Origin of the sequence: Klebsiella sp. CD33 (assembly GCF_051992865.1) — a bacterium.
Classification (GTDB): Bacteria; Pseudomonadota; Gammaproteobacteria; order Enterobacterales; family Enterobacteriaceae; genus Klebsiella; species Klebsiella pneumoniae.
This window is the reverse complement of record NZ_CP197023.1, coordinates 1,382,139-1,393,390: the sequence shown is the minus strand read 5'-3', so window position 1 is coordinate 1,393,390 and position 11,252 is coordinate 1,382,139. Positions and strand designations below refer to the sequence as shown.

Sequence of the window (11,252 nt, the reverse complement as noted above, 5' to 3'; positions counted from 1 at the left end):
TATCCTGGACAACGGCAGCGGGTTACTCAATCGGATTTGTCAGAGTTCCCCGACATCAGGCCGGAGGTTTGCAGATATTGCAGCAGAATGACCGCCTTACCGTCGCGGATCTCCCCGTCAGCGACCATCTGCAGCGCCTGGCTAAAAGGCAGCTCCAGCACCTCGATGGCTTCATCATCCACCCCGCCGCCGCTGGTGGTTCGCTGCGCGTCGCTGTACTCGGCGATAAAGAAATGCACTACCTCGGTGACGCCCCCTGGCGACATAAACAGCTCAAACAGCTTTCTCACCTCGCCCACTTCGTAGCCGGTCTCTTCCACCGCCTCTTTACGAATGCAGGCTTCCGGCTCGTCGTTGTCCAGCAGCCCGGCGCAGGTTTCAATCAGCATGCCGTCATGATTGCCATTGACCCAGGTGGCGACACGGAACTGACGCACCAGGACCACCGTCTGCTTATGGCGGTTATACAGCAGCACGGTGGCGCCATTGCCGCGATCGTAGACCTCGCGCTTGTGGCGCACGACGCTGCCGTCCGCCCGCGTCAGCTCATAGGTCATGTTGCGTAGTACGAACCAGTTCTCAGAGAGGATTTTATCTTTAATGACGTGAATATTGAGTGACATACCGACCCCACAGCGTAAAAGGACGCCCTCATACTACGCTGCGGAGCCGGGTTTGTCGTCAGTGAAGCGGCGCCGTTTTCCGCGCCAGATAGTCCAGGATCCCCTGCGCCGCGTGACGGCCTTCCGCCATCGCCGTCACTACAAGGTCTGCGCCGCGCACGGCATCGCCGCCGGCAAAGATCTTCTCCTGACTGGTCTGATAACGGTAACGGCTCTCCACTCCGGCTTTAATACGCCCCTGACTGTCCAGCGCCACCCCCGCCGCTTCCAGCCAGGGCATGCGGTGCGGGTGGAAGCCAAAGGCCATGATCACCGCATCTGCCGGCATAACAAACTCGCTGCCGGGGATCGGCGTCGGACGGCGTCTTCCCCCGGCGTCCGGAGCGCCCAGCTCGGTGCGCAAAAAGCGTACCCCGTTAACCCGCCCGTTCTCGTCCAGCTCAAGCGTCACCGGCTGGACGTTAAACTCAAAGAGCGCCCCCTCTTCGCGGGCGTTTTTGACCTCTTTTTTCGAGCCCGGCATGTTGGCTTCATCTCGCCGATAGGCGCAGGTCACCTGGCGGGCGCCGTGGCGCAGCGCGGTGCGCACGCAGTCCATCGCCGTATCGCCGCCGCCCAGCACCACCACGTTCAGCCCGGCGGTGTTGACATAAGGCTCTTGCGCCGATGCCGCCAGCCCCATCACCTGTTTTGTGTTGGCGATGAGGAACGGCAGCGCATCGTAGACCCCTGGGGCCTCTTCGTTCGGCAGCCCCGCCTTCATGGAGCGATAGGTTCCGGCGCCGACGAACACTGCGTCATAATCGGCCAGCAGTGTCGCCATGGAGATATCTTTCCCCACCTCGCAATTGAGCTCAAAGCGGATACCCATCTCGCTGAAGATCGCCCGCCGCCGGGCCAATAGCGATTTATCCAGCTTGAACGCCGGAATGCCGAAGGTCAGCAGACCGCCAATCTCCGGATGACGGTCGAAGACCACCGGCTGGACGCCGTGGCGCACCAGCATATCGGCGCAGGCCAGCCCGGCAGGCCCGGCGCCGATAATCGCCACCCGCTTGCCGCTCGGCTTAACCTGCGAAAGGTCCGGACGCCAGCCGCTGGCCAGCGCCTGGTCGGAAATATAGCGCTCAATATTGCCGATGGTGACTGCCCCGCTTTCATCGCGCAGGGTGCAGGCGCCTTCACACAGCCGGTCCTGGGGACAGACGCGGCCGGTGATCTCCGGCAGGCAGTTGGTCTGATGGGAAAGCGCGACCGCGGCGGCGATATTCCCCGCTTTAACCAGCTCGATCCACTGCGGGATATGGTTATGCAGCGGGCAGGTCCATTCGCAAATACTGTGCTCCCCACACGTGAGACAGCGGGCGGCCTGCTGCTGCGCCTGCTGCGGGGTGAACGGCTGATAGATCTCCTCAAAGTGGCTCTTACGCACCTCCGCCGCCAGCTTATCCGGCTCCCCGCGCGGGGGCGTCATCGCCATTTGCCTGACCTTCGCGCCAGCATTGGGCTGGCTGCAGAGCGGCGTAGCGCGCTGCCACGGCTGCACCTCCTGGCATGCCGAGCGCAGTCGCCGCTGCTTCGCCAGCGTGATCAACGTCTCATCGTCGGCGAGGGTCAGCGCCTGCGCGGGACAGTTTTCCACACAGGCCGGCCCCGCCTCGCGGCCCTGGCATAGATCGCACTTGTGCGCGCTGGCTTTCACCGGGCCTGCGGCCTGCGGCGTCACCACCACCTGCATCACCCCGAACGGGCAGGCCACCATGCAGGATTTACAGCCAATGCATTTCTCCTGACGGACCTGAACGCTGTCGCCGGACTGGGCGATGGCGTCGTTGGGACAACTGCGGACGCAGGGGGCGTCCTCGCAGTGGCGGCAGGTGATGGCGTTACGCTGGCCCTCCGCTTTGATCACGGTGATACGTGGCAAAAAGCGCTGCGGGGTCAGCACGTGTTGCTCCTCGTTATGCGCCATCACGCAGGCCACTTCGCAGGCCTGGCAGCCGATGCACTTTCGGCTATCGCTCAAAATAAAGTGGTTCATGGCTTCCTTTTGTCTTCTTGGTGAATAACCCCTCAATGCGCATGCCTATTTATTACCCGACAAGATGACGCCGGAACAATGTCCAATTGCCCAGGATAAACTTTTTCTGGAGAGAATCCGTTTTGGATCAATTTTTTTGACTTAAATGAAATGAGGTTTCACACCGGCAAGGGATAATGCGCCGGTCTGCGGTGACGAAGCAGACTCGCTACCTGCTGGCAGGAAAGCTCGAGGTTTCTTTACGATACGGCAAAAGCAACATGATAAATTACACTATCTCCTTAATTTCTCCACGATTGCCGGAGAGGCTGGCGCTAAAGTGGCACAGGCTGTGCAATAACAAGAAAATGTGCATATGAGGTTTTTATTCTGATGGCGAATTTCTTTATCGATCGCCCCATTTTTGCATGGGTGCTGGCAATCCTGTTATGCCTGACGGGCACCCTTGCCATTTTGTCGCTGCCGGTTGAACAGTATCCCGACCTCGCCCCGCCGAATGTGCGGATCACCGCCAACTATCCCGGCGCCTCCGCGCAAACCCTGGAGAATACCGTCACTCAGGTTATCGAACAGAATATGACCGGCCTCGATAACCTGATGTATATGTCCTCCCAGAGCAGCGCCACCGGCCAGGCGACGATCACCCTCAGCTTTACCGCCGGTACCGACCCGGATGAAGCCGTGCAGCAGGTTCAGAACCAGCTACAGTCGGCGATGCGTAAGCTGCCGCAGGCGGTGCAAAACCAGGGGGTGACGGTACGCAAGACCGGTGATACCAATATCCTGACGCTCGCCTTCGTCTCCACTGACGGCAGTATGGATAAACAAGATATCGCCGACTACGTCGCCAGTAACATCCAGGACCCGCTCAGCCGCGTCAACGGCGTGGGGGATATCGACGCCTACGGTTCGCAATACTCAATGCGCATCTGGCTCGACCCGGCGAAGCTCAACAGCTACCAGATGACCACCAAGGATGTTACCGACGCCATCAGTTCGCAGAACGCCCAGATTGCCGTCGGCCAGCTTGGCGGGACGCCTTCGGTCGATAAGCAAGCGCTGAACGCCACCATCAACTCGCAATCTCTGCTGCAAACCCCGGAGCAGTTCCGCAATATCACTCTGCGCGTCAATCAGGATGGTTCAGAGGTGACGCTGGGCGATGTCGCCACCGTCGAGATGGGGGCGGAGAAGTACGACTATCTTAGCCGCTACAACCGCCAGCCGGCCTCAGGCCTCGGGATCAAGCTGGCTTCCGGCGCCAACGAAATGGCCACCGCGGAGCGCGTGATCAATCGCCTCAATGAGCTGGCGCAGTTTTTCCCCCACGGTCTGGAATATAAGGTCGCCTACGAGACCACCTCCTTCGTGAAGGCTTCCATCACCGACGTGGTGAAAACCCTGCTGGAGGCGATCCTGCTGGTCTTCCTCGTGATGTATCTGTTCCTGCAGAACTTCCGCGCCACCCTGATCCCAACCATCGCCGTGCCGGTGGTGCTGATGGGCACTTTCGCGGTGCTGTATGCCTGTGGTTACAGCATTAACACCCTGACGATGTTCGCGATGGTGTTGGCGATCGGCCTGCTGGTGGATGACGCCATCGTGGTGGTGGAGAACGTCGAGCGCATCATGAGCGAGGAGGGCCTGTCGCCACGCGAGGCGACCCGCAAATCGATGGGACAAATTCAGGGCGCGCTGGTAGGGATCGCGATGGTGCTGTCGGCGGTATTTGTGCCGATGGCCTTCTTCGGCGGCACCACCGGCGCCATCTATCGCCAGTTCTCAATCACTATCGTCGCGGCGATGGTCCTCTCGGTGCTGGTGGCCATGATCCTCACCCCTGCCCTTTGCGCCACGCTGCTTAAGCCGGTTAAGCCGGTTAAGCCAGGTGAATCCCATGAAAAAAAAGGCTTCTTCGGCTGGTTCAACCGCACCTTCAACCGCAGCGCCAGCCGCTACGAAACCTTCGTCGGCAAAATCCTGCACCGCTCGCTGCGCTGGATGCTGATCTACGTCGTCCTGCTCGGCGGGATGGTGTTCCTGTTTCTGCATTTGCCGACCTCGTTCCTGCCGCTGGAGGACCGCGGGATGTTCACCACCTCGGTCCAGTTGCCGAGCGGCAGCACCCAGCAGCAGACGCTGAAGGTGGTGCAGAAGGCGGAAGATTACTTCCTCAATAACGAGAAGCAGAACGTCGAGTCGGTGTTCGCTACCGTTGGCTCCGGCCCCGGCGGCAATGGGCAGAACGTGGCCCGCATGTTCGTTCGTCTCAAAGACTGGGACCAGCGCGACCCGCAAACCGGCACCTCCTTTGCCATTATTGAACGCGCCACCAAAGCGTTTAATCAGATTAACGAAGCGCGGGTTATCGCCAGCAGCCCGCCGGCGATCAGCGGCCTCGGCAGTTCGGCAGGCTTCGATATGGAGCTGGAGGATCATGCCGGGAAGGGGCACGATGCGCTGATGGCGGCGCGCGATACGCTGCTTGAGCTGGCCGGGAAAAATCCGCTGTTGACCCGCGTCCGGCATAACGGGCTCGATGACAGTCCGCAGCTGCAGGTCGATATCGATCAGCGTAAAGCGCAGGCGCTGGGCGTCTCCATTGACGACATCAACGATACGCTGCAAACCGCGTGGGGGTCGAGCTACGTCAACGACTTTATGGATCGCGGCCGGGTAAAGAAAGTCTACGTCCAGGCGGCGGCGAAATACCGGATGCTGCCTGACGATATCAATCTTTGGTACGTGCGCAACAGCAGCGGCACGATGGTGCCATTCTCGGCCTTCGCCACCTCGCGCTGGGAGACCGGCTCGCCGCGGCTGGAGCGCTACAATGGCTACTCAGCGGTGGAGATCGTCGGTGAGGCGGCGCCGGGTATCAGTACCGGTACCGCGATGGACATGATGGAGAAGCTGGCCGCGCAATTACCCACCGGCTTTGGCCTCGAATGGACCGCCATGTCCTACCAGGAACGCCTCTCTGGCGCTCAGGCGCCGGCCCTGTACGCGATTTCTCTGCTGGTGGTGTTCCTGTGCCTGGCGGCGCTGTACGAGAGCTGGTCGGTGCCGTTCTCGGTGATGCTGGTGGTGCCGCTGGGGGTGATTGGCGCCCTGCTGGCGACCTGGATGCGCGGGCTGGAGAATGACGTGTACTTCCAGGTGGGTCTGTTGACGGTGATCGGCCTGTCGGCGAAAAACGCCATTCTGATCGTCGAGTTCGCCAATGAGCTCAACGAGAAGGGCCAGGATCTGCTCAGCGCCACGCTGTCGGCCTGCCGTCAGCGCCTGCGCCCCATCCTGATGACCTCGCTGGCGTTTATCTTCGGCGTGCTGCCGATGGCGACCAGCACCGGGGCCGGTTCCGGCAGCCAGCATGCGGTCGGTACCGGAGTGATGGGCGGGATGATCTCCGCCACCGTGCTGGCGATCTTTTTCGTGCCGCTGTTCTTTGTGCTGGTGCGTCGCCGTTTTCCGCTAAAGGAGCGTCCGCAATAAACCGACGAGCTTCGGCGGCGAGGCGTAATAACAGAAAAGGCGACCACGGTGGTCGCCTTCTTTATGTGTTCAGAACCCTAGCGCGCTTATTTACTTCGCGTTATTCCCCTGCTCACATTGCGGAAATTTATTTACGAAGCATGCCTTCAATAAAGTCTTTCCAGTTCCCCAGTTCATGTTCAATCATAATAGCCTCTCTTATTATTATGGTCGATTCTATATAACTTCATTACCGATGGGAAGTTGTGCTCCCCTATTGCTCTGATTGTCTTATGGACCGCTGACAGAGATAAAATCTCTGGTTGTCGCTACTATGCCGCTTCGTATGTAAACATAATGTGACGTAGAGCAACCTCAGACAACATTTTTGCAATAATGTTAAAGCCCTCACATCATGCCCACAGGTGGCCAACATTTAACCACCCGATATATCGAATGAGATCCCCGGTAAAAAGTTATATTTATTCATCTGAATCACGTATTATTTCAGTAAGACTTATATATTCGGAAATATCTGAGTTAACCGCTTAATTGAATGTAAAAGGTTTATCTATGCTCACCATGTACGGAATTAAAAACTGCGATACCATTAAAAAAGCCCGCCGCTGGCTGGAAGCGCATCAGATTGAGTATCGCTTCCATGATTACCGCGCCGATGGCCTTGAGCGCGCGCAACTGGATACCTTTATTGCCGAGCTGGGCTGGCAGGCGCTGCTGAACACCCGTGGCACCACCTGGCGCAAACTCGACGAGTCGCTGCGCAATAGCATCGATAATGCCGACGCCGCTGCCGCATTGATGCTGGAAATGCCGGCAATTATCAAACGCCCATTGCTCTGCGCGCCCGGTCGTCCTATGCTGCTGGGTTTTAGTGAAGCAAGTTATCAGCAGTTTAACGAGGTATAGTCTATGTCTTGCCCGGTCATTGAGCTGGCTCAGCAGCTTATTCGCCGCCCTTCCCTTAGCCCCGATGATGCGGGATGCCAGGCGTTAATGATTGAACGCCTGCGTGCGATCGGCTTTACCGTTGAACCGATGGATTTCGGCGATACGCAGAATTTCTGGGCCTGGCGCGGCCACGGCGAGACGCTGGCCTTCGCCGGCCACACCGACGTAGTCCCGGCAGGCGACGCCGACCGCTGGATCAATCCCCCGTTCGAACCGACCATCCGCGACGGGATGCTGTTTGGCCGCGGAGCGGCGGATATGAAAGGCTCGCTGGCGGCGATGGTGGTTGCCGCAGAGCGTTTTGTCGCGCAGTACCCGAACCACAGGGGCCGACTGGCGTTTTTGATCACCTCTGATGAAGAGGCCAGCGCCAAAAACGGCACCGTCAAAGTGGTGGAGACGCTGATGGCGCGTAACGAGCGTCTGGACTATTGTCTGGTCGGCGAACCTTCCAGTACCGAAGTGGTCGGCGATGTGGTGAAAAACGGCCGCCGCGGCTCGCTGACCTGCAACCTGACTATTCACGGCGTGCAGGGGCATGTCGCCTATCCGCACCTTGCCGATAACCCTGTCCACCGCGCGGCGCCGATGCTGGCGGAACTGGTCAATATCGAGTGGGATAAAGGCAATGAGTTCTTCCCGCCGACCAGCATGCAGATCGCCAACGTGCAGTCCGGCACCGGCAGCAATAACGTGATCCCCGGCGATATGTTCGTCCAGTTCAACTTCCGCTTCAGTACGGAGCTGACGGACGAGATGATCAAATCCCGGGTGATCGCCCTGCTGGAAAAATACCAGCTGCGTTACAGCGTGGAGTGGTGGCTCTCCGGCCAGCCGTTCCTCACCGGACGGGGCAAGCTGGTGGATGCGGTCGTCAACGCGATTGAGCACTATAATGAGATCAAACCGCAGCTGTTAACCAACGGCGGCACCTCAGACGGACGGTTTATCGCGCGCATGGGGGCGCAGGTGGTTGAGCTGGGCCCCGTAAACGCAACGATTCACAAAATTAATGAATGTGTGAACGCCGCCGACCTGCAGCTGCTGGCGCGGATGTATCAACGCGTCATGGAACAGCTGGTCGCCTGACGAATTGACGTAAAGAGGAAGCGCGCATGGAATGGCTTATTAAACACTGGTGGATTCTGGTGCTGGTCTTTTTGGTGGGGGTAATTATCAACGTGATTAAAGATCTGAATCGCGTTGACCACAAAAAATTCCTCAACAACAAACCCGATCTGCCGCCGCACCGTGATTTTAACGATAAATGGGACGATGACGACGACTGGCCGAAGCACGACCAGTCGAAGAAACCGTAAATTTGCCTTTATCGCGGTACCGCCCGCCTGTAACCCCGCTCTCCGGGGTTACAGCATTTCGATGATATCATCCCCTTTTGGCGTACTGCCGCTCAGCGCCTCATCAAAATAGTGCTTCGGCACGGTATAACGCAGACGCTCGATCGCCAACTGCATACTGCGATCGTCAATGGCATGCCCGAGATCGTCGACAATATCTAAGGTCACGTCGCCGCCCGCCTGCTGTAACGCCTCCTCGGCCGACACCGCCCACGCCAGGTCGATAACCCGATCTTCACCCCCGTGGATCAGGTGAATGGTAGTGGCCGTCGTTGCCGTCTCCGGCAGCGTCGCATAGCGGCCATTAAAGGCGATGACCCGCGAAGCCAGATCCGGCGCCGCTTTGATACTCTCCAGCGACATAATCGCCCCCTGAGAGAAACCGATCAGCGCGGTGGCTAGTGGACTGACGCCGCTTTTCTCCTGCCAGTAGCGTACAATTTCAATAAAGGTCGGCATAATGGCGTCGATGCGCTGCTGACGATTCTCTTCCGTCACCCCCTGCAGCGAAAACCACTGCCGACCGTTGGGGCCGCAAGGTTCCACCCCGCCAATGCTGACGATCAGTGCATCGGGAAACTGCGGCGCGAACCAGCTGCCGATTTGCCCCATGGAGACCGGGTTATCCCCTACGCCATGAAACAGCAGCAACAGCTGTTGCGCAGGCGCCGCAGGGCTTTGAACAATAAAATGATCGTGTTTCATGGCTGTCTCCTTAGTGTTTGCGGGCAGTGTACGCCGCTCGCCAGATATGACCATGCCATTTAACTGAATGAGTTAGTTAAAAAAATTGCAGATGCGCCACCTGCTGACGCAGCGCCTCAGCGCGCGCTGCATCAAGGGAGCGCAAGGCGTCAGCGGCCTCCCGACGCCATCTCGCCTGCAAGGCTTTTCGCCCCGTCAGCTGCAGCACGGCGCAGAGTGCGGCCTCCTCTTTGCCCTGCAGTCGTCCCCGCAGGGCCGGCAACGGCATGTCGGCCTGCATCAGTAGGCGGTTGAGGCAGCCCAGCGCCGCGGCCAGCGGGCGGTGGGCGAAGGCAAAGCTCGCCGCTTCCAGCCAGTCCTCATCACTAAGCATAGCGTCTGCGACGGCCGGCAGCGGCGCGGATTCCTCTCGCCACGGGCGAAGCCAGTATTCATCGCGCTGCAGCCGCTGCGCCTCCCGCTGCGCCAGCTGGCGCCCTGCCGCGGTCAACGGATAGAGGGCCATCGCCGTATAGCAGCCGCTGCTGGCCTCGCGATGGGTACCCAGCCGTACGAGGGTAAACCCGCAGCGTTGCCAGAAGCGCCACAGCTCAGCGGTATAGCCGAAGCTGACGGAGAGATAGTCATAGCCAGCGGCATCGGCGGCGATATCGGCGATCATCTTCCGCCCAAGGCCTTCCCGCTGGCGGGTGGGATGGACAGCGATCCGACTGACCCGCAGCCCGCGCAGCGTCGCCGCCAGGGGACTGCCGCCGTGCGCCGCCAGCGACTGGGCGACCAGATTCCCGCGCGGCCGGCGAAAACCCGCCCATACCGCCCAGCTCAGTTCGCGAGAAAGTCCCCCCTCGGCCACCAGCCACAGGGCGCCCGCTACCGCGCCGCCGGCGCGAGCGCAGCGGAAAGCCTGGCCCGGAGCATCCATCATGCGCCGCAGATCGAGCGGGGAAGTTCGGTAATGCGCCCCGGACAATAGCTGGTACATCGCCTCCGGTAGCGCTGGCTGCGTTTGCCAGCAGGACTGATTGACCGCCTCCAGGGCTAGCTCCCCCATCGGCGCGTCGCGAAATGCTTCATCGTTAAAGATAAGCAACTGACTGATGGCTGCCTCCAGCGGACAGCCCGCCGCCCAGCGGATCGGGGCGCTCAGGGTGAACGATTGCAGATGGGGCAGACTGGCGCAAAATTTCAGCAGGAACCCGCGACCGGTGCCCTCGTACCCTTGCACCGTCGTGGTGAGTAGCGTGCGGGGAAAACGGCTCACCAGCTGCCGGAGAAGCGGAGCCGGGATAGCCGCGGCCTCATCGACTATCAGCCACGCCGCCTTTTCTTTCGACGCCAGCAGCGCATCGGGCGCCATAAAGCGCAACGTCTCCCCGGCAAAGCTGGCCAGCACCTCGACAGCGCTACGCGTTGGGGCGGTGACGATGGCCTCGCCCCCAAGCTGGCGCAGGAGCATGCCCGCCAGCGCGGACTTCCCCCGTCCACGCTCCGCCGTCACCGCCGCGATACCGGGCGGCAGGCGTATCAGTTGCTCAAGGATTGCCGCCTGCTCGGCCTGCGGGCGGCCATCGGCGGGATGCCAGTCTGGACGCGGGGCGGTCAGCGGGAAACGTGGCCGGTCCGACTGCCGCCAGAGCAACACCTCCGGATCGGCGATAAACTGCCGACAACAGCGGTGAACAAAGTTAGGGGTAACGATAGGGTCAGGCGTATCGCTCCAGCGCAGAGAGTCCTCATCCGCCCGGGTCGGCCAGTCGGCGAAGGGGGGCGTCAGCAGCACCAGCCAGCTTCCCGCCCGCAGCGTGCCGCTCAGGGCCGCCATGGCGGCCACATCAAACCCGCGCCGGGCATCGAAAAAGGCGTGCATCACTTCCCGCCCCAGCAGCGTTTTCAGCGCGCCGGGCGCCACGCAGGGCGCAGAAACCGGCTCGGGGCCAACCCACAGGCCATCGCCGCCGAGCCTCTCCCGTAGCGCCTGCGCCTGCTGCAGCGTCCAGCTCTCATCGCCGCTGAGCACCAGCAGGCGACGGATCCCCTCCCGCGCCATTTGCGCGGTGAGGTTAAGCAGCGCGTCCATCATGG

General features: G+C 60.4%; 9 protein-coding genes. 4 read left to right on the top strand and 5 right to left on the bottom strand.

What is annotated here, in order from left to right; translation table 11 throughout:
* Nucleotides 1-26 precede the first annotated feature (26 nt).
* Together nudK and aegA are read right to left on the bottom strand one after the other, a co-directional pair.
* The gene (gene nudK / locus ACR809_RS06940) at nucleotides 27-623 is read right to left on the bottom strand and encodes a GDP-mannose pyrophosphatase NudK (protein ID WP_002913754.1); all 597 of its coding nucleotides are present in this window, start codon (nucleotides 621-623) and stop codon (nucleotides 27-29) included.
* A 58-nt stretch (nucleotides 624-681) separates the two neighbouring features.
* Nucleotides 682-2,664 carry a formate-dependent uric acid utilization protein AegA gene (aegA, locus tag ACR809_RS06935; protein WP_122051144.1) on the bottom strand — a complete coding sequence of 661 codons (1,983 nt, stop codon included), beginning with the start codon at nucleotides 2,662-2,664 and terminating at the stop codon, nucleotides 682-684.
* Between the two features lie 372 nt (nucleotides 2,665-3,036).
* On the opposite strand from aegA, the gene acrD reads away from it, so the two are divergent.
* On the top strand, nucleotides 3,037-6,159 hold the full coding sequence (gene acrD / locus ACR809_RS06930; protein WP_122051143.1) for a multidrug efflux RND transporter permease AcrD: 3,123 nt from the start codon (nucleotides 3,037-3,039) through the stop codon (nucleotides 6,157-6,159).
* Nucleotides 6,160-6,286: 127 nt separating this feature from the next.
* On the opposite strand, the gene ypfM is transcribed toward acrD, so the two are convergent.
* Nucleotides 6,287-6,346: a protein YpfM gene (gene ypfM / locus ACR809_RS06925; protein ID WP_100181659.1), complete on the bottom strand. Its 60-nt coding sequence runs from the start codon at nucleotides 6,344-6,346 to the stop codon at nucleotides 6,287-6,289.
* Nucleotides 6,347-6,711: 365 nt separating this feature from the next.
* Here ypfM and ACR809_RS06920 point away from each other — a divergent pair, with 365 nt between their 5' ends.
* The 3 genes from ACR809_RS06920 to ACR809_RS06910 are packed head-to-tail and all read left to right on the top strand — an operon-like array spanning nucleotide 6,712 to nucleotide 8,426.
* Nucleotides 6,712-7,065 (top strand): ArsC family reductase, encoded by a 354-nt coding sequence (locus tag ACR809_RS06920; protein WP_002913764.1) that lies wholly within the window; start codon nucleotides 6,712-6,714, stop codon nucleotides 7,063-7,065.
* 3 nt (nucleotides 7,066-7,068) lie between these two features.
* Nucleotides 7,069-8,196 carry a succinyl-diaminopimelate desuccinylase gene (gene dapE / locus ACR809_RS06915; RefSeq protein ID WP_002913766.1) on the top strand — a complete coding sequence of 376 codons (1,128 nt, stop codon included), beginning with the start codon at nucleotides 7,069-7,071 and terminating at the stop codon, nucleotides 8,194-8,196.
* A gap of 26 nt (nucleotides 8,197-8,222) precedes the next feature.
* Nucleotides 8,223-8,426: a YpfN family protein gene (locus ACR809_RS06910; RefSeq protein ID WP_002913768.1), complete on the top strand. Its 204-nt coding sequence runs from the start codon at nucleotides 8,223-8,225 to the stop codon at nucleotides 8,424-8,426.
* A 48-nt stretch (nucleotides 8,427-8,474) separates the two neighbouring features.
* Here ACR809_RS06910 and ypfH read toward each other — a convergent pair whose 3' ends face one another.
* Nucleotides 8,475-9,170: an esterase gene (gene ypfH / locus ACR809_RS06905; RefSeq protein ID WP_015958790.1), complete on the bottom strand. Its 696-nt coding sequence runs from the start codon at nucleotides 9,168-9,170 to the stop codon at nucleotides 8,475-8,477.
* Nucleotides 9,171-9,246: 76 nt separating this feature from the next.
* Entirely contained in the window at nucleotides 9,247-11,250 is a 2,004-nt protein-coding gene (locus tag ACR809_RS06900) for a tRNA(Met) cytidine acetyltransferase TmcA (RefSeq protein ID WP_122051142.1), read from the bottom strand.
* Nucleotides 11,251-11,252: the final 2 nt, after the last annotated feature.

What these genes read in the sequence shown, in the direction of transcription:
- nudK (WP_002913754.1), bottom strand. Translation starts at nt 623, where the DNA reads ATGTCACTCAATATTCACGTCATTAAAGATAAAATCCTCTCTGAGAAC.
- aegA (WP_122051144.1), bottom strand. Translation starts at nt 2,664, where the DNA reads ATGAACCACTTTATTTTGAGCGATAGCCGAAAGTGCATCGGCTGCCAG.
- acrD (WP_122051143.1), top strand. Translation starts at nt 3,037, where the DNA reads ATGGCGAATTTCTTTATCGATCGCCCCATTTTTGCATGGGTGCTGGCA.
- ACR809_RS06920 (WP_002913764.1), top strand. Translation starts at nt 6,712, where the DNA reads ATGCTCACCATGTACGGAATTAAAAACTGCGATACCATTAAAAAAGCC.
- dapE (WP_002913766.1), top strand. Translation starts at nt 7,069, where the DNA reads ATGTCTTGCCCGGTCATTGAGCTGGCTCAGCAGCTTATTCGCCGCCCT.
- ACR809_RS06910 (WP_002913768.1), top strand. Translation starts at nt 8,223, where the DNA reads ATGGAATGGCTTATTAAACACTGGTGGATTCTGGTGCTGGTCTTTTTG.
- ypfH (WP_015958790.1), bottom strand. Translation starts at nt 9,170, where the DNA reads ATGAAACACGATCATTTTATTGTTCAAAGCCCTGCGGCGCCTGCGCAA.
- ACR809_RS06900 (WP_122051142.1), bottom strand. Translation starts at nt 11,250, where the DNA reads ATGATGGACGCGCTGCTTAACCTCACCGCGCAAATGGCGCGGGAGGGG.